This is a genomic window from Actinoplanes sp. NPDC049668, from assembly GCF_044465445.1.
GTDB lineage: Bacteria > Actinomycetota > Actinomycetes > Mycobacteriales > Micromonosporaceae > Actinoplanes.
Genome location: NZ_JBITLR010000002.1, coordinates 696,136 through 715,502 on the forward strand (window position 1 = coordinate 696,136; position 19,367 = coordinate 715,502).

6 protein-coding genes are annotated in these 19,367 nt (G+C 76.3%); 1 reads left to right on the forward strand and 5 read right to left on the reverse strand.

Translation table 11 applies throughout. The annotated features are described in order from the left end of the window. Positions 1 to 3 precede the first annotated feature (3 nt). Genes ACIBSW_RS10090 through ACIBSW_RS10105 form a run of 4 tightly spaced genes read right to left on the reverse strand, consistent with a single transcriptional unit; the run spans position 4 to position 16,593 of the window. Positions 4 to 1,152 carry an FAD-dependent monooxygenase gene (locus ACIBSW_RS10090; RefSeq protein WP_354726574.1) on the reverse strand — a complete coding sequence of 383 codons (1,149 nt, stop codon included), beginning with the start codon at positions 1,150 to 1,152 and terminating at the stop codon, positions 4 to 6. Then, a complete protein-coding gene (locus tag ACIBSW_RS10095; RefSeq protein WP_354726576.1) occupies positions 1,149 to 2,072 on the reverse strand; it encodes an SDR family NAD(P)-dependent oxidoreductase in 924 nt (307 codons plus the stop codon). Before ACIBSW_RS10095 ends, ACIBSW_RS10090 begins: the two co-directional genes overlap by 4 nt. Before the next feature lie 2 nt (positions 2,073 to 2,074). Beyond that, positions 2,075 to 3,403 carry a phthiocerol/phthiodiolone dimycocerosyl transferase family protein gene (locus ACIBSW_RS10100; protein WP_354726578.1) on the reverse strand — a complete coding sequence of 443 codons (1,329 nt, stop codon included), beginning with the start codon at positions 3,401 to 3,403 and terminating at the stop codon, positions 2,075 to 2,077. Next, the gene (locus ACIBSW_RS10105) at positions 3,400 to 16,593 is read right to left on the reverse strand and encodes an amino acid adenylation domain-containing protein (RefSeq protein ID WP_404799292.1); all 13,194 of its coding nucleotides are present in this window, start codon (positions 16,591 to 16,593) and stop codon (positions 3,400 to 3,402) included. The genes ACIBSW_RS10100 and ACIBSW_RS10105 overlap by 4 nt, the downstream gene beginning before the upstream one ends. Before the next feature lie 110 nt (positions 16,594 to 16,703). Between ACIBSW_RS10105 and ACIBSW_RS10110 the strand changes: the two genes are divergently transcribed. Continuing rightward, the gene (locus ACIBSW_RS10110; RefSeq protein ID WP_354721553.1) at positions 16,704 to 18,134 is read left to right on the forward strand and encodes a cytochrome P450; all 1,431 of its coding nucleotides are present in this window, start codon (positions 16,704 to 16,706) and stop codon (positions 18,132 to 18,134) included. On the opposite strand, the gene ACIBSW_RS10115 is transcribed toward ACIBSW_RS10110, so the two are convergent. After that, the gene (locus ACIBSW_RS10115) at positions 18,078 to 19,310 is read right to left on the reverse strand and encodes an MFS transporter (protein WP_354721552.1); all 1,233 of its coding nucleotides are present in this window, start codon (positions 19,308 to 19,310) and stop codon (positions 18,078 to 18,080) included. The two genes, ACIBSW_RS10110 and ACIBSW_RS10115, sit on opposite strands and share 57 nt — an antisense overlap. Positions 19,311 to 19,367: the final 57 nt, after the last annotated feature.

A 19,367-nucleotide genomic window follows, 5' to 3' on the forward strand; every position in this document is an offset into this window, starting at 1 on the left:
CGGTCACTCGGGTGGGTCGAATCTCATCGGCGCCAGGTTCTGGCGCCGGACGACGGACATCGGCAGGTGTCTCAGCAGGAGGTCGCGCAGGCCGGCGACGGCCGGGTTGGCGAGCTGCTCGATGCGGCTCAGCCGCCGCGAGGCCGAGACCAGCCACCGGGTGCGGTCCCGGCGGGCGCGCTCGTAGCCGCGCAGCCCGGCCGCCGGGTCGCCGGCCTCGGCGAGGTGGTGCGCCAGGGTGTGCGCGTCCTCGATCGCCGATCCGGCCCCCTGGCTCAGGCTGGTCAGCATCGGATGGGCGGCGTCGCCGACCAGGGTCACCGGCCCGTCGCCCCAGGAGTCGAGGAACGTCCGGTCCTGCGCCGGCACGGCGACGATGTCCTCCTCGGCGGTGCCCGCCACGGCCTCGAGCACCTCGGGCGCCCAGCCGTCGAAGGCCCGCAGCACCTCGCCGCGCAGGCCGGCCCGCGGGCGGGTGTCGCGCGCCGCGACGTTCCTGGTGCCCCACCAGTACGCGTCGCCGCCGCCGATGTCGATCAGGCCGAAGCGCTGCCCTTTGCCCCAGTAGTGCGCGGCGCCGCCGGGCGGCAGGCGGGGGTGCTCGAAACCGGTGGTCGCGATCCAGCAGACGTACCCGTAGTCGTTGACCGGCTCCGGGCCGGTCAGCTGCGCCCGTACCGTCGATCCGATGCCGTCCGCGCCGATCAGCACGTCGGCGGCGACGACGCGGCCGTCCGCGCAGGTGACCGCGACCCCCGCGCCGTCCCGGTCGTACCGGACGACCTCGGCGCCGTGCCGGACCGGCGTGCCGGCCAGCGCGTCGCGCAGCACGGACACCAGGTCGCGGCGGCGCACGTTGACCACCGGGGAGCCCAGCTCCTCGGCGATCGAGCGGATCGGTATCGCCCGGAGCGGCCGGCCGGCCGTGGTGCGCAGGTCGAACCGCCCGCAGACCCGCCCGACGCCGAGTGCCGGCAGGTCGATGCCGAGCGCCCGCAGCACCTTGGTGGCGTTGCTGGCCAGGCCGAGCCCGCCGCCGGACGTCCGGCTCGCCGGCGCGGCCTCCAGCAGCTCGACGTCGATGCCCCGCCGGCGCAGCGCGATCGCGGTGGTCAGGCCGCCGACCCCGGCGCCGGCCACCACGGCCCTCACCGGGCCACCTCGCTGTCCCGGCGGCGCGCCGGGGCGGCGCCGCCGGCGAGCTGCCGGCGGATCATCGAGTCGAGGACCCGGTCCGGCAGCAGGCGGGCCGCGAGGGCGGCCGTCCACGAGTCGGCGCCGACCCGGTAGCGGGTCCGGGGCCGCCGGGCGGTCATCGCGTGCCCGATGGCGCGCGCCACGGCGACGGGCCGGGTCCGGCTGCGCCGCGCCCGTTCCTCGTTGCGGGCGACGAAGTCCTCGAACCCGGCGCGGTATTCGGCGGCGACCTCCTCGGCGCTGTCGTCGAGCACCCGCCGCGCGGCCGCCGACATCTTGGACCAGATCGGCGTCATGATCGCGCCCGGTTCGACGACCGAGACGCTGACCGAGCCCGGCGGCAGCTCCCGGCGCAGCGCGTCCGACACGCCCTCCTTGGCGAACTGCGAGGCGGCGTACGCGCCGAGGAACGGCGCGGCGACCCGGCCGATGCCCGAGCTGATGTTGACGATCCGGCCGGCCGGCGCCGCCGTCGGCGCGGTGGCCGGTCGCGAGCGCAGCAGCGGCAGGAACTCCTGCGTCACCGCGACCGCGCCGATCAGGTTCACCTCCAGCTCGGCGCGCAGATCGTCGAGCGGCACGCACTCCAGCGGCGCCGACACGCAGATCCCGGCGTTGTTCACCAGGCCGTGCAGGCCGGCGCCGGCGGTCTGTTCGCGGACCAGGTCGCCGGCCGCGCGCACCGAGCCGGCCGACGTGACGTCGAGGGTCAGCGGGCGGATGGACGGGCTCAGGGCGGCGACCCGGTCCGCGCCGTCCGCGGAGCGCACGCCGGCGTACACGGTGAAGCCGGCCTCGGCCAGGTGGAGCGCGGTCGCCGCGCCCAGCCCGGAGGACGCTCCGGTGACGACGATCGCGCCTCGGTCGTTAATCATGATCAACCTCTCGTCAGGCCCGACAGCAGGACCGAGACCGCCCGGTCCGCGATCTGCTCGGCGGCGGCGCCGGGCACCGCGCCGTCGATGTGGGTGAAGTTCCAGTGCAGGGCGCCGTGGCTGGTGTTCACGGCCGCGACCAGGTACCCGCTGATCGAGACGCCCGCGATGAACTGGGCGCCGGAGAGCCGCCAGGGGCCGATCCGGTCGGGGAAGTCGAGGCGGCCCAGGTTCGACAGGCAGACGTTGCCGGGGCCGGCCCGGTCGACGAAGCCGACCGCACGCGCGCTCGCGGCGGCCGACCGCGGCGACATCAGCCGCAGCAGCGAGACCAGCGCGAGGTGTTCCCGCAGGCGGCGGCGCCGGCGCAGGTCCCGGTGTGCGCTACGGGCCGCGGCCCACAGGCCGCCGCCGGGGTGCCCCACCCGGACGTACGACGGCACGGTCGCCACGTAGGCGCCGGCGTCGCGGCGCCCGACCGGGTGCGTCAGCTCGGTGCGGAAGTCCACCGGGGCGCCGACGCACACGCTGCGCGGGTTCGGCGGGCACAGGGCGGCCACCGCGATCGCCATCGCCGCGGACATCGCGCTGTGCACCGTCACGCCCTCTAGGCGGCACCTGGCGGCCAGCTCGGCCACCCGGTCGGCGGACAGCTCCCGCCGGATCAGCCGGGTGCGCCGCCGCGCGGGCGCGACCGCCACCGCCGGCGCGAGCCGGCGCGGCCGGGCCTGTGCCCTGGCGATCCGGTCGGCGAGCAGCGCGGCGAGGATCCGTACCGGGCGCGGCACCCCGTTGACGCGGCCGGGCAGGAGCGCCTCGACCGGCGGCAGCGCGCCGCGCGGCCGCGGCGCCGCGGCGGGATCCGCGGCGAGCTCCACCAGCCGCCGCAGCAGTTCCAGGGCGGTGGTGCCGTCGGCGATCACGTGCGACACGGTGAGGATCAGGTCGTGCCCGTCGTCGTGCGCGACCTCGACGATCCGAGCCAGCGGGCCGGTGCGCCAGTCGACCGAGGTCACCAGCTCGACGTCGCCGACCTCGCGTTCCCAGCGGCCGGCGCAGTACTGCCCGGACCGCACGGACCGGACCGGGATGCCGCCGGGCGCGGCGACGAAGCGCGGCCGGGTGCCGTCGGGCTCGGCGGCGATGGCGACCCGCAGCAGCGGGTGCTCCAGGGCCAGCCCGGCCGCCGCCCGCGCCAGGTCCGCGCGGGGGCACCGGCCGGCCAGCCGCACCCGGGCGACGACGTTGAGCGGCGAGATCTGATCGCAGATCCAGTACCAGCGCTCCATCGCGCCCAGCGGGCGGCGGACCTCCTCGGCGGGTGCGGTCATGACGCCACCCCCAGCCCGGCGCGGCGCCCGGCCTCGGCGCGGGCGAGCGCGCCGCCGAGCTCGGCGGCCACGGCGGCGGCCTGCGGCGGGTCCATCATCGACAGGTGGTTGCCGGGTACCCGCACGGTCTCGACCGGATGACCGGCCCGTTGTTCCCAGCCGTTGGCGGGGCCGTCGAACATGCCGCCCGCCGTGCGGTGCGCGGCGGCCAGTCCGGGCGGAAGCGGGTCGGACGCCTGCAGGACGACCAGGCCCGGGTGCACCGCGGTGACGCGGTAGTCCACCGTCGCCTGGTAGTTCGCCCGGAAGACCCGGTACAGCCGGCGCAGCAGCCGCGGCGAGCCGTCCGCCGGCAGGATGCCGAGCTCGACGGTCCGGCGGAAGACCGCGTCGAACAGCTCGCCGGGCTCGGTCGCGGCCAGGTCGAGACTGTCGTCGGAGGCGCCCGAGGACCAGAGCAGCTCGCGGAAGAACAGCGAGATGAGCCGGCTTTCGTCCAGGACGGGCCGGTGGCCGTCGTCGAGCGCGACGGTGTCGAGCAGCGTGAGCGAGGCGACGTCGGCGTCGTCGAGCCGCCGGGCCATCTCCACGGCGACGTAGCCGCCGAACGACCAGCCGGCGAGGTGCAACGGCCCGCTCGGGCATACCCGTCGTATCGCCGCAAGGTACGAGCCTGCGAGGGCCTCCATCGACTCCAGCGGCTCGGTGCCCGGCTCCGCGCCCGCCGCTTGCAGGCCGTACACGGCCCGGTCGCCGGGCAGGCGCGCGGCCAGTTCGCGGTAGCACAGCACGTTGCCGCCGATCGGGTGTACCAGGAACAGCGGCGGCCGGTCCGGGTCGGCGGGCTCGCGCAGGGTGACGACCGGATCGAAGCCGCGGCGGCCGTCGTGCGAGCGGACCAGGCCGGCGAGCTGCCGGGCGGTCGGCGCCGCGAGGAACGTCTGCAGCGGCAGCTCGACGCCCCACCGCCGGGCGATGGTCATCGAGACCCGGGTGGCGCCGATCGAGGTGCCCCCGGCGTCGAAGAAGCTGGTGCCGGCGGCCAGGTCGTCGACGCCGGCGAACTCCGCCAGCAGCGCGGCGATCTCGTCCTGCAGGTCGTCGCCGGTCGGCTCCGGCGCGTCGTCGGGTGTGGAGCCGAGCGCCCGCAGCGCGGCGTCGTCGCGTTTTCCGCTCGGGGTCAGCGGCATCGCCTCGACCCAGCGGAAGCGCGCGGGCACCAGGTGCGGCGGGAGCACCTCGCCGAGCTCACGGCGTACCGTATCGATCTCGATCTTGTCGGGGTCGCCGGCCAGGAACGCGTGCAGGACCGCGTCGGCACCGCCCAGCTCGCGCGGCACCACCGCCACCTGCTCGATGCCCTCGGCGGCCAGCGCGAGGACGGCCAGCTCGATCTCGGCGCACTCGACCCGGAAGCCGCGCACCTTGACCTGGCCGTCGGCCCGCCCGAGGCAGACGATCTCGCCGCCGGGCAGGGCGACGCCGATGTCGCCGGTGCGGTAGCGCACCGAGCCGTCCGGCCCGGCGACGAACCGCTCGGCGGTCAGCGCCGGCCGGCCGTGGTAGCCACGCGCGACGCAGGCCCCGCTGACGTAGATCTCGCCGGGCACGCCCGGCAGCACCGGCTCCAGCTCCTGGTCGAGCAGCTCGACGGCGGTCCGCAGGATCGGGTGGCCGACCGGCGGCAGCGGCGGGTGGTCCGCCGGGTCCGCGGGCAGCTGCTGCGCCAGCACCACGTGGGTCTCGGTCGGCCCGTACTGGTTCTCCAGCACCGTGCCGGGATGCGCGGCGCAGAGCGCGCGGATCTCGGGGGTGATCCGCAGCTGCTCGCCGGAGGAGACGATCGCGCGCAGCGAGGCCGGGTAGGTGCCGGTCGCGGCGGCCACCTCGGCCATCGCCTGCAGGGCGACGTACGGCAGGAAGATCCGGTTGATCCCCCGCTCGTCGACGGCCCGGAGCACCGCGCCCAGGTCCGCGTGCACGTCGGCGTCGATGACGTGCAGCGTGCCGGCGGCGCACAGGGTGGAGAAGATCTCCTGGAAGGCCACGTCGAAGCTGAGCGGCGCGAACTGCAGCGTGTGCCGGCCGGCGCCGCCGGTCGGGCGGCGGTGCTGCCACTCGATCAGGTTCGTCAGCGCCCGGTGCGGCATGGCGACGCCCTTCGGCTCGCCGGTGGATCCGGACGTGAACAGCACGTAGGCGATGTCCTCGGCGCCGATCCGGGGCAGCGGGACCGCCTGCTCCGGGTCGGGCTCGGCGAGCAGCTCGCCCGCGTCCGGGTCGGTGACCACCAGGTACGGCTCCGCGATCTCGACCATCGAGCGGATCCGGGCGCTCGGGTAGGTGGGGTCGAGCGGGACCACGGCGGCGCCGGCCCGCAGCACGCCGAGCACCACCGCCACCAGCTCGGGCGACCGCCGCATCCGGACCGCGACCCGGGAGCCCGGCGGCATGCCCCGGCCCAGCAGCCGCTGCGCCACGTTGTCCGCGGCGGCGGACAGCCGGCGGTAGTCCCACCGCTGCGCGTCGTGCACGACCGCGTCCCGCGCCGGATGCCGGGCGGCCACCTCGGCGGCCAGCTCCGCGACGTCGCGGTCGCGCAGCACGCCCAGGTCGATCTCGTCGTCCGGCCGCCGGACCAGCTCGGCGAGGATCCGGACCAGGTTCCAGCCGAACCGCGCGCACTGCCCGGCGGTCGGCCCGGCCTCGTCCGCGCTGATCCGCAGCGAGATCCCGCCGTCGCGCGGGTCGACCAGCGCCGTGGTCAGCAGCGCGAAGTTGGTCTCCTCGCGCACCTCGACGTCGGCCAGCTCCACCCGGCCGATCACCTCGTCGAAGACGTGGTAGTCGACGAAGTTGAACGCGGTCTCGAAGACCGGGCCGCCGTGCTCGGCGACCAGGGCGCTGACCGGGTACCGGCGGTGCGGGAACGACTCGCGCTCCCAGGCGGCGACCCGATCGGCCGCCTCGCCCCAGGTGCGCTCTTGCGCGTCGAGCCGTACCGGAACGGTGTTGAGGAACAGCCCGGCGCAGCGCTCGGAGCCGGCGCGCTCGGGGCGGGCGTGTGTGACGCAGCCGGTGACGACGTCGTCCGATCCGGACATCGCCCGCAGCGTGAGGCAGTGCGCCGCCAGCAGCAGCGACTTCACCGGCACGCCGCGCCGGCGGGCGGCCTGCCGGACGCACCGGTCCAGCCACCGCGGCAGCGGCAGCGTCGCCTGGCCCGCCGCGCCGTCGTCCCCGGTGTGCGCCCGGGCCGGTTCGATCGTCGTCGGCCGGACGCCGTCCACCTCCCGCGCCCAGAACTCGCGCGCCGCGCGGTCCTCGCGGGACGCGCGCTCCGCCCGGACGTGCTCGGCGAGCAGCAGCGTCGCGTCCGGCAGCGGCTCGGCCTCCGGCAGCTCGGCGCCGAGCCCGGCCAGGTAGTCCCGCAGGAGTTCGCTGATCAGGGTGGCCACGCTCCAGCCGTCGAGGATCGCGTGGTGGAAGTGGACGACCAGGTCGACGCCGTCCTCGCGGACGAACACCCGCATGCCGTGCAGCGCCTCGCCCGTCAGCGGGTACGCGGCCCGGCTCTTCTCCCTCAGGTACGCCGCCACGTCGCCCTCGCCGTCGATCCGCAAGGTGTCCGGCACCTCGGGCAGGACGATCTGCAGCGGGGTGGACGCGCCGGTGAGGTCGAAGGTGGACCGCAGCGCGGGCTGGCGGCGCACCAGCCGGTCGTGCGCACGGCGGAACGCGGCCGGATCCCAGGGCATCCGGAGCCGGTACCGGAAGACGTCCTTGTACAGCGGCGAGTCGGCCCGTTGCAGGCTGTGGAACAGCATGCCGAGCTGCAGCTGGGTCGCCGGGAACGCGTCCTCGGCGGCACCGAGGCCGGCCCGGTCGATCAGCGGCACCAGCTCGAACGGCGCGGCCACCGCCGGCACCGCCGACCGGCCGCCGGCGTCCTCGGCCAGGCGGGCCAGCCCGGCGATGGTCGGCCGGGCGTAGAAGCGGTCCAGGTCGAAGGGCAGGCCGCGCCGCTCCGCCTCGGTACGCATCCGCAGCGCCAGGATCGAGTCGCCGCCGACGGTGAAGAAGTCGTCGTGCACGCCGAAGCCGTCCGAGCCGAGCACGTCGCGCCAGACCGCGGCCAGCTCGCGCTCCGCGTCGGTGCCCGGCTCCCGGCCGCCGTCGTGTTCGGGCGCCGGCAGCGCCCGGCGGTCCAGCTTTCCGCTGCGGGTCAGCGGCAGCCGGTCCAGCCGGACGAAGTCCGCCGGGATCATGTACGACGGCAGCCGCTCGGCGAGGTCGGTGGCGAGCGACGACCGGTCCGCCTCGCCGACGACGTAGGCGACCAGCCGGGTGCCGGAGCTTCCTTCAGCGTCGACGACCGCCGCCGAGGCGACGCCCGGGCAGCCGGCCAGCGCGTGCTCGACCTCGCCGAGGGCGACCCGGTTGCCGCGGATCTTCACCTGGTCGTCGAGCCGGCCCAGGTACTCGACGGTGCCGTCGGCGAGCCAGCGGGCCAGGTCGCCGGTGCGGTAGCGGCGCCGCTCCGGTATCGAGTCGTCGGCGACGAACGCCTCCGCGGTGCGGGCCGGCTCGCCCAGGTAGCCGCGGCCGACGCCGGCGCCGGCGATGTTCAGCTCGCCGGGCACGCCGACCGGGCAGCGCCGGCCGGCGGAGTCCAGCACCATCAGCGCCAGGTTGTCGATCGGCGTGCCGATCGGCACCCGGGTGATCTCGCCGGTGCGCGGGACGTCGTAGGACGAGACGTCGACGGTGGCCTCGGTCGGGCCGTACAGGTTGACGAGGTCCACCTCGGCGAGGGTCTCGCGGAACCGGCGGGCCAGCGCCGGGGTGAGCGCCTCGCCGCTGCAGAAGACCCGGCGCAGCGTGCGCACCCGGCCGGCGGCCTCGGGGTCGTCCGCGAAGTGGTCGAGGAACGGGCCGAGCATCGACGGCACGAAGTGGACGACCGTGACGGCGTGGCGTTCGATCGCGGCGGTGAGCTCGCGCGGGTCGCGCTCCGCGCCCTGCGGCGCGACCGCGACGGACGCGCCGGTGTGCGCCCACCACATGAGCTCCCACACCGAGACGTCGAACGTCGCCGGGGTCTTGTGCAGCACCACGTCGTCCGCGCCGAGCGGGTAGCGGCGCTGCATCCAGCCGAGCCGGTTGACGACCGACCGGTGCTCGATCATCACGCCCTTCGGCGTGCCGGTCGAGCCGGAGGTGTAGATGACGTAGGCCAGATCGCCCGGTCGGATCGCTGGGGCTTCCGAATCGGCGCCCGGCGGGGGGTCAGCCTGCACCGCCCTGATGCCCAGCTCGTCCAGCAGGCTCTCCAGGCCGGCGCCGCCGACGGCCAGCCGGGCACCGCAGCCGGTCAGCATGGTGCGCACGCGCTGCCGCGGGTGCCGCGGGTCGACCGGGACGTAGGCGCCGCCGGCGGCCTGCACGGCGTGCACCGCGATCACGAACTCCGGGGACCGATCCATGATCACCGGCACGCACTCCTCGGGGCGCAGGCCGAGGCCGCGCAGGTGGCCGGCGAGGCGGGCGACGCGCTCGGCGAACTGGGCGTAGGTCAGGGTGACCTCCGTGCCGACGACGGCGTTCCGGTCCGGCACCCGGGCGGCCTGCTCGGACACCAATCGGTCCAGGGTCACGGTCTCGTCCAGCGTCGCGTGGTGCGGGCGCTCGAAGCCGGCTATGCGGTCCGTCTCGGCGTCGCCCAGCAGGTCCAGCTCGCCCAGCGGAGTCCCCCGCAGTCCCTTGTCCAGCAGCCGCAGGACCTGCCGCAGCGCCGCCTCGATGGAGAAGTCCTCGTCGAAGACGTCGTCGGCGTAGAAGACGTCGACGTCCAGCGATCCGTCGGCCTCGTGCTCGCGGACCACGATGTTGACCGCGTCCAGCGCGTAGCCGGAGGCCAGCACGGTCAGCTCGGCGTCGTCGAACCCGTCGTCGGGCACGGAGATGTGTGAGTAGGTGACGTCGAACAGGCCCGGCGCCCGCCGGCCCGCTTCGCGCAGGGCGGCGAGCAGGTCGCCCAGCGCGAAGCGCTGCCGGGCGGTGAGGTCCCAGACGTCCGCCCGGATCCGGTCGGCGAGATCCAGCAGGGTGCCCCGCTCGTCGACGCGCACGTGCAGCGGAAGGATGTTGGTGACGTCCGACATCGTCGCCAGCTCCTCCGGCGTCCGGCGGTTCAGCAGCGGAACGCCCAGGACGATGTCGCCGTCGCGGTGCACCCGGCGCAGGTAGGCGGCGAGCGCGGCGGCGGTGACCGCGAAGACCGACCGCCCGGTGTCCCGGGCCCGGTCGGCGACCCGGGCCGGCAGGTGCGCCGACCGCCGGTGCCGGCGGTGGTCGCGGACCGCCGCGGCGCGCCTGAACAGCGCCGGCGTCAAGTCACCGACCGCCTCGACGAGCGCGTCCCGGTCCTGTCGCCACTGTGGCGAGGCCCGGTACCGGTGGTCCTCGGCGGCCACGTCGAGGCAGCTCGGCGCGGGCGTACCGGCCGCCTCGCCGGTCCGGTAGTGCCCGCAGACCTCGCGGAGCATCAGGTTGATCCCCCACGCGTCGGCGACGGCGTGGTGGATGCGGCAGTACAGGATCAGCGAGCCGGCGTCGTCGATCAGGATCGTGGTCCGCACCAGCGGCCCGTCCAGCGCGACGGCCTCGCCGGTGGCCCGGCCGATCCATTCCTGGCAGGCCGCCCGCGGGTCGGGCTCGCCGAGGAACGACACGACCTCGACCTCCGGGTACGCGGGCAGCACCCGCTGGCGCATCTCGTCGCCGTCGACGTCGATGCGCAGCCGCATCGCGTCGTGCCGCATCGCGGCGTGCCGGACGGACTCCCGCAGTTGGTCGACGTCGGGCGCGCCGCGCAGCCGCACGTAGCCGCTGGGCTGGGAGAGCGGCAGGTCGGGATAGGTCAGTCCGGTGGTGACGATGTCCCGCTGGTACCGGCTCAGCGGTACCGCCGGCTCCGGGTCCGGCCCTGCTGCCGGCTCCGGCTCGTCGGTGGGACCGGCGACGCCGACGAGGTGGTCGGTCAGCGCGGCCGGGGTCGCGTGGTCGAAGACGGCGGTGCTGGACAGCGACAGCCCGGTCGCCTTCCTCACCCGGTTGCGGAATTCCACCGCACCGAGCGAGTCGAAGCCCAGGTCCTTGAAGCCCGTCGCGGGGTCGATCGCGTCGGCGTCGTCGTGCCCCAGCACCGTGGCGGCCACCCCGCGGACCAGCGCGAGCAGCGCGGCGCGGCGCTCGGCCACCGGCATGGCGGCCAGGTCGTCGCCGCCCGGCGCGGCCGGCGATCCGCCACTCCCCCGGCTCGCGGCGCGCAGCCCCGGGCGGGCGGACCCGCCGAGGATCGCCGGCCGCCCGGCCGCGCCGCCGGAGAGGTCCAACCGGGCCGGGATCAGCGTCGATTCGCCGCCGCGCAGCGCGGCGTCGAACAGCATCAGCCCGTCGGCCTGCGACAGGGGCGAGAAGCCGGTGCGGCGCAGCCGGGCCCGGTCCTGCTCGCCGAGGTGGCCGGTCATGCCGGTCTCGGTCTCCCACAGGCCCCACGCCAGCGAGACGGCGGCGAGCCCGCGCTGGCGGCGGTGTTCGGCCAGCGCGTCGAGGAAGGTGTTGGCGGCGGCGTAGTTGGCCTGGCCGCCGGTGCCGAGGATCCCGGCCGCGGAGGAGAACAGCACGAACGCCGACAGGTCGAGGTGGCGGGTCGCCCGGTGCAGGGCCCAGGCCGCGTCGAGCTTGGGCCGCAGCACCCGGTCGACGTGCGCCGGCGTCATCGTCGCGAACAGGCCGTCGTCCAGTACCCCGGCGGCGTGCACGACCGCGGTGAGCGGGTGCTCGCGCGGCACCCGCGCCAGGGCCGCGGCGAGCTGCGCCGGGTCGGCCGCGTCGCAGGCCACGATCCGCACCTCGGCGCCCGCCGCGCGCAGGTCGTCGCCGAGCTCGGCGGCGCCGTCGGCGCCCGGCCCGCCCCGGCTGAGCAGCAGCAGGTGCCGCACGCCGCGCTCGGCGACCAGGTGGCGGGCGAGCATGGCGCCGAGCACGCCGGTGCCGCCGGTTAGGAGCCAGGTGCCGTCCGGGTCCGGCGGGGCCGGCACGGTGAGCGCGAGCTTGCCGGTGTGCCGGGCCCGGCTCAGGACGCCCAGCGCCTCCGGCGCCTGCCGCAGGTCGCGTACCGAGACGGGCAGCGGCCGCAGGTCGCCGCTGTCGAACAGGGCGCACAGCTCGGCGAGCAGGCCGGCGGTCTCGGCCGGGCCGACCCGGGTGAGGTCGAAGTGCTCGTAGCGCACGCCGGGGTGCCGCCCGGCGATCTCCTGTGGATCGCGCGGGTCGGTCTTGCCCAGCTCGATGAAGTGGCCGCCGCGCGGCAGCAGGTCCAGCGACGCGTCGACCAGCTCGCCCGCGAGCGAGTTGAGCACGACGTCGACGCCGGCGCCGTCCGTCGCGCGCAGGAACGCGTCCCGGAAGTCGGCGGTGCGCGAGCTCGCCACGTGGTCGGCGTCGAGGCCCAGCTCGCGCAGCAGGCCCTGCTTGGCGGGATGGGCGGTGGCGAAGACCTCGGCGCCGAGGTGCCGGGCGAGCTGGATCGCGGCCAGGCCGACCCCGCCGGTGCCGGCGTGCACCAGCACCCGCTGCCCGCCGGAGAGCCCGGCCATCACCCGCAGCGCGTGGTACGCGGTCAGGAACACCGCCGGGGTGGCCGCCGCCTGCGCGAACGACCATCCGGCCGGCACCGGGGCGAAGAACCGGTGGTCCCGGGCCACCCGCGGGCCGATCCCGTAGCACATGCCCATCACCCGGTCGCCCGGCCGCAGCGCCCGTACGTCGTCCGCGACCTCCTCGACCACGCCGGCGCACTCGTTGCCGAGGTCGACGTCCGGGTCCGGGTAGAGGCCGAATCCGATCATGACGTCGCGGAAGTTGAGGCCGACGGCGCGGACCGCGACCCGTACCTCGCCGGGCGCTAGGGGCCGACCCGCCTCGGGCCAGGGCGTGACCGCCAGGTTGGCCGCGTCGAGGGTGCCGCCGCCGAGGGTGCGCAGGCGCCAGTCGCCGTCCGGCAGCGGGTCGGTGCCGGCGACGGCCGCGGCGTCGCGGCGCACGACGCGGGGGGTCAGCGCGGCGCCGCGGCGGAACGCCAGCTGGGCCTCGCCGGCCGAGACGGCGGCGGGCACCACGTCCGGCCAGTTCGCCCAGTCGTCGACGTCGACCAGGACGATCCGGCCGGGGTTCTCGGTCTGCGCGCTGCGCAGCAGCCCCCAGACCGGCGCCTGGCACAGGTTCTCGACGTCCTCGCCGGCGCCGGTGGAGACCGCGCGCCGGGTGAGCACGACCAGCGTGGCGCCGTCGAAGCGCGGGTCGGTCAGCACCCGCTGCGCGGCGTGCAGGGCGTCGTCGACGATTTGGCGCGCCCGCAGCGGCAGGTCGCAGCCGGGCGAGCCGCAGACGGCCGCGACGCGGTCGGCGCAGCGCAGCACCACCACGCCGGCGGCGCCCGACTCGGACACCTCCGGCCACTCGCGCCAGTCCGGGCCGGTGCCCGCCGCCGGCGCGGCGACCGGGGTCCAGTCGAGACCGAACAGCATGCCGTCGGCGCCGGTGCCCGCGGCGGCGCGCAGCCGCTCCCGGGTGATCGGGCGCAGGGTCAGCGACGAGACGGCGCAGACCGGCTCCCCGTCGGCGTCGGTGAGGTCGAGCCGGAAGGTGCCGGGGCCGGTCGCGGCGATGTGCCCGCGCAGGACGGTGGCGCGGGCGGCGTCCAGGCGCACGCCCTCCCAGGCGAACGGCAGCCGCACCTGCCCGGCGGTGCCGCCGGGCTCGTCCGGCTCGGCGTACCCGAGCGCGTGTAGCGCGGCGTCCAGCAGCGCCGGGTGCAGGTCGAAGGCGTCGCCGTCGACGCCGTCCGGCAGCGCGACCTCGGCGTAGACGTCGGCGCCGCGGCGCCAGACCGCGCGCAGCCCGCGGAAGGCGGGCCCGTAGGCGTAGCCGTCCGCCGCGAGCCGGTCGTAGCCGTCCGAGACGTCGACCGGCTCGGCGCCGGCCGGCGGCCACTGCGGCGCCGCGGCGGCTGCCTCCGCGGGCGCCGCGCCGAGGGTGCCCTCGGCGTGCCGGGTCCAGGCGGGCTGCCCGTCGAGCGGCCGGTCCGACTCGGCGCGGGAGTAGATCCGCACCGCGCGTTCCTCCGCCGAGCCCGACACCACCACCTGGACGAGGACGGCGCCGCGCTCGGTGATCACCAACGGCTCGTGCAGGACGAGCTCGGTGACGGCGGGGCAGCCGACCTGCCGGCCGGCGAACAGGCCGAGCTCGACCATGGCGGCGCCGGGCAGCAGCACCGCCCCGTCGACCGCGTGGTCGGCCAGCCAGGGGTGTGTCTCCAGGGACAGCCGGCCGGAGAACTGCAGCTCCTCGTGCTCGGGGTGGTCGTGGACGGCGTCGAGCAGCGGGTGCTCGACCGACCGCGGGCCGGGCCGCCGCGGCCCGTCCGGCTCCGGCGCCATCCAGAACCTTCGGCCCTCGAACGCGTACGTCGGCAGCTCGACCAGCCTTGGCCGCGCCTCGCGCAGGTAGCCGCCCAGCGCCATCGGCGGGCCCGCCACGTGCGCCTCGGCGACCGAGGTCAGCAGCCGGCGCGGGCCGCCGTCGTCGCGGCGCAGGGTGCCGGTGACCACGGCCGGGTCGTCGCCGGCCGCCGCCAGCGAGTCCTCGATGCCCCCGCCCAGCACGGGGTGCGGGCTGACCTCGACGAAGAGCCGATGCCCCCGCCCGTACGCGGCCTTGACCGCCGCCTCGAAGTCCACCGTCCGGCGCAGGTTGCGGTACCAGTAGCCGGCGTCGAGCTCGGTGCCCTCGATCGCCTCGCCGGTCACGGTGGAGACGAACTCGACGTCGGTGCCCGTCGGCCGGATGCCGGCGAGCAGGCGGTGCAGCTCGTCGTCGAGCCGTTCGACGTGCGCGGAGTGCGAGGCGTAGTCGACCGCGATCCGGCGTACCCGGACGTCGTCGTCCGCGCAGTCCCGCACGAACTCGTCGATCGCGGCGCCGTCGCCGGAGACCACCACGGCGCGGGGCCCGTTGATCGTGGCGATGCCGAGCCGGCCCTCCCACCGGCTCAGCCGGGCGGCGACCTCGTCGGCGCCGAGCGCGACCGACGCCATCCCGCCGGTGCCGGCGATGGCCACGATGGCCCGGCTGCGCAGGGTGACGACCTTCGCCGCGTCGGCCAGGGTGAGGGCGCCGGCGACGTACGCGGCGGCGATCTCGCCCTGCGAGTGCCCGATCACCGCGGCGGGCCGGAAGCCCAGCGCCTGCCAGCACCGCGCGAGCGAGACCATGACCGCGAACAGGGCCGGCTGCACGACGTCCACCCGGTCCAGTCCCGGCGCGCCGGGCCGGGACCGCAGCACGTCGAGCAGCGACCAGTCGACGTGTTCGGCGAAGGCGCGGTCGCACGCCTTGATCTCGGCCGCGAACACGGGATCGGCGTCGAGCAGCCCGACCGCCATGTCCGTCCACTGTGTGCCCTGCCCGGGGAAGACGAGGACGACGCCGTCCGCGCCGGCCCGACCGGTGACGGCGGCGGCGTGCGGCTCGTCCTCAGCGACCGCGCGCAGGCCGTCCAGCGCCTCGGCCCGGTCGCCCGCCACGACGACCGCGCGGTGCGGCAGGCCGGCCCGGGCGGTTGCCAGCGTGTACGCGACGTCGGCGAGGCGCAGCCCGGGCCGCGCGTCGAGGTGCTCGCGCAGGTGCGCGGCCTGCGCCCGCAGCGCCGTCGGCGTCCGGGCGGAAAGAACCAGGGGCACGACCGCCGGGCCGGCCACGGGCTCAAGCTCCGGCTCCGGCTCGACCGGGGGCGCCTGCTCCACGATGACGTGCGCGTTCGTGCCGCTGATGCCGAACGAGGACACCGCCGCGCGCCGGGGCGTCTCGTGTTCCTCCGGCGCCGGCCACGACGTCGGCTCGGCCACCACCCGCACGGTGCCGGCGGACCAGTCGACGGCGTCGGTGACCGCGGACAGGTGCCGGGTGCCGGGCACCTCGGCGTGGCGGATCGCCTCCACCATCTTGATGACCCCGGCGACGCCGGCGGCCGCCTGCGGGTGGCCGATGTTCGACTTGACCGAGCCGACCAGCAGTGGGCGGTCGGCGGACCGGGCCGCTCCGTAGGTGGCCAGCAGGGCCCGCGCCTCGATCGGGTCGCCGACCCGGGTGCCGGTGCCGTGCGCCTCGACGACGTCGACGTCGGCCGGCGACAGCCCCGCGTCGGCCAGCGCGTCGCGGATCACCCGCCGCTGGCCGTCCTCGCTCGGCGCGGAGAGCCCGTCGGAGGCGCCGTCCTGCCCGATCGCGCTGCCGCGCAGCACCGCCAGCACCTGGTGGCCGTTGCGGCGGGCCGCGGAGAGCCGTTCGAGGACGAGCACCCCGGCGCCCTCCGACACGCCGAACCCGTCGGCCTGCGCGGAGAAGGGCTTGCTCAGCCCGTCGGGCGCGAGCGCGCCGAGGTGGCCGAAGCCGACGAAGATGCTCGGCGCGCAGACCACGTTGGCGCCGCCGGCGAGCGCCACCGAGCACTCGCCGGCCCGCAGCGCGCGGATCGCCAGGTGGATCGCGGCGAGCGAGGACGAGCAGGCCGTGTCGACGGTGACCGCCGGACCCTCCAGGCCGAGGGCGTACGCCACCCGGCCGGACGCGACGCTCGGGGTGGTGCCCGTGGTGAGGTGCCCGGCGTGTTCGAGGTCGCCGGTGAACACCCGGGGGCCGTACTCCTGCGCGACGACGCCGAAGTAGACGCCGGCCCGGGTGCCGGCGAGCGTGGTGGGATCGATGCCGGCGCGCTCCAGCGCCTCCCAGGAGACCTGCAGCAGGATCCGCTGCTGCGGGTCCATGGCGAGGGCCTCGCGCGGGCTGATGCCGAAGAACGCCGAGTCGAAGTCGGCGACGCCCTCGACGAACGATCCGCCGCGCACGTAGGTCGAGCCGGGCGCCTCGGGCTCGGCGCTGGTCAGCGACGACAGATCCCAGCCCCGGTCGGCGGGGAAGCCGGGCGCCGCGGCGCTGTCGCCGCGGGAGACGAAGTCCCACAGCTCGCCGGGAGAGGAGATGGTCCGCGGATACCGGCACCCGATGCCGACGACGGCGATCGGGTCGATGTTCGTCTCGTACGTCCCCTGTGCTCGCTCCATTGCGGAACCGTAGGAACCCCGGGTCGGCGCTCGGTTACGCGCGGCGCCGGCACGTAACCGGGGCGCCGTAGCGTGCGCACACCACACGTCAGGGACGGAGGTCGGTTCGGGTGACCGCAGTGATGGACGTGGCCGGGCGGGAGAACGCGCGGCTGGTCGAGGTCGGCACCGGGCACTGGCTCGACGCGGTGCTCGCCCGGCTGCCACGGCGCGAGGGCGAGCTGGCGGCGCCCCCGCCCGGCAGCGGGCTGGCGGGCGTCCGCGGCGATCGCGGGCTGCCGGTGATCGGCCTCGGCGTGCACACCGTCCGGTACGGGCCGGCGTTCCAGGTCGAGCTGCTGCGCCGGCACGGGCCGGTGTCGTGGTGGCAGGTCTTCGGCCGCCGGATCGTCGCGGTCGCCGGGCCCGACGCCGTGCAGGCCGTGCTCGCCAACCGGGACAAGGCCTTCGCCGTCGGCTGGCCGGACGTCATCGGGCCCTGGTTCGACGGCGGCCTGCTCGCGATGGACGGCGCCGGGCACCTCGCCGACCGCCGGCTGCTGCAGGAGGCGTACGGCGACGACGCGCTCGCCGGCTACCTGCGGGCGATGTCGCGGGACGCCGCCGCCGGGCTGGACCGCTGGCCCGCCGGGAGACCGATGCAGGCGGTACCGGCGATCCGGGAGCTGTCCGGCCGGATGACCACCCGCGCGTTCCTCGGCCTGCCGTACGACCCGGCCGGGCGGCCGGTCATGCGCGCGGTCGAGGCCTGCATCCGCGCGGAGACCGCCCTGCTGCGCCTGCCGGTACCCGGCACCGCCTGGCACCGGGCGCGCCGGGCCCGGCGCCGGCTGACCGGCCTGCTGACCCGGGCGGTGCCGGCGGCGCGCGCCCGCGACGGCGCCGACTTCCTCTCGGTGATGAGCCGGGTCGCCGGCGACCGGCTGGCTACCCGGCAGCTCGTCGACCACATGATCTTCACGCTCATCGCCTCGCACGACACCACCACGGCGGCGACCATCGCGGCCGTCTACTTCCTCGGCAAGCACCCCGAGTGGCAGGACCGGGCCCGGGCCGAGTCGGCCGCCGGCGCGGCGCCGGACCTCGCCGGGCTGGACCGCCTCGACACCCTCGAGATGATCATCAAGGAGAGCATCCGGCTGGTCTCGCCGTCGCCGATCCTCATGCGCCGCGCGGTCCGCGACACCGAGATCGAGGGCCGGTTCATCCCGGCCGGGCAGCTGGTGTCGGTCTGCACCGGGGTGAACCAGCTCCTGCCGGAGCTCTGGCCCGAGCCGCACCGGTTCGACCCGGAACGCTTCTCGCCCGAACGGGCGGAGGACCGCGTACACCGCCTGGCGTGGGCGCCGTTCGGCGCCGGGCAGCACAAGTGCGTCGGCATGCGGTTCGGCCTGCTGAAGGTCAAGACGACGCTGGACGCCATGCTGCGGCGATTCGACTGGGAGCTGCCGCCGTCGTACGAGGCGCCGTGGCGCTTCACCTCGCTACCGGCCCCCGCCGACGGCCTGCCTCTGATCATGCATGGACGGGGAGGGTCGTAGGGTGCCCCACAGCGCGAGGGTCGCCAGCACGGAGGCGACTCCGGCCAGTGCCATCACCACCCGCGGCGCGACGAGCTCGGCCAGCGCGCCGGCCCCGGCCATCGCGAGGCCCTGCAGCACCATCGTGCCGGTGCTCGCGAGCCCGAACGTCTGCCCCCGCCACCGTTCCGGCGCCGCCTCGAGAAAACGCCGGGCGAGGCCGAGGTGGTATGAGAAGCCCGCCGCCGCCAGCGCCAGGATCACCGCCGCCGCGACCGGGCCGGGCCGCAACAGGAACGCCGCCAGCGGCACGCCGAGCAGCAGCGCCAGCCACGGGGTCAGTCGCTCCCGCAGCGCGGGCGCCGCCAGGCGGGCCACCAGAAGCTGCCCGGCCAGCATGCCGAACGCGGCCGCCGCCAGCAGCACCCCGGCGGCGCCCGGCCGGCCGGACTGCGCGGTGTAGGGCACCACCACGCCCTCGGCGCCGACCATCAGCGCGCCGGGCAGCCACTGCGCCAGCAGCAGCCGGCGCATCGGCGCGTCCCGCAGCAGCCGGCCGTTGACCCGCCAGGTCTGCCGGACCGCGCCCGCCTCCGCGGCCGACCGGGCGGGCCGGCCCGCCATCCCGAAGCGGACCACGATCGCGGAGACGCCACAGGCCGCCGCGGACAGCCACAGCGCGCCCGCCGGCCCGGCGGTCACCAGCAGCAGCCCGCCGACCGCCGCGCCGACCACCTGCATCGCGCCGGAGGTCACGGTGAACAGCGAGCGGCCCAGCACGTACGCGTCGCCGGTCAGCACGTCGGCGAGCAGCGCGGTCCGGGCCGCCTGCGCCACCGGCGCCAGCCCGCCGGTGAGAAAGACCAGCAGCATCGCGCCCGCCGGGGGCAGGACGGTCAGCGCGAGCACCGCGGTGACGGCCAGGCGCAGCAGGTCGTACGACACCAGCAGCCGCCGCGGCCGCCAGCGGTCGGCCAGCGAGAGCAGCAGGGCGCCGCCGAGCGCCTGCGGCAGGAGCCCTGCCGCGTAGGCGAGCGCGGCCAGCAGCGCCGAGCCGGTGCCGACGTAGACGAGCACGGACAGGGCGAGCATCTTGACGCTCTCGCTGATCAGCAGCAGCGCGAACGTGCCGAGCAGCACCCGGAACTCGGCGACGGCGAGGACTTCGCGGTAGGTGGCGCGGGGTTCGGCGGTCACGCGTCCACCATGGCCGCCGCGCCCGTCCGCGTCTAAAGTTTCGCTGGTGAGCGAAAC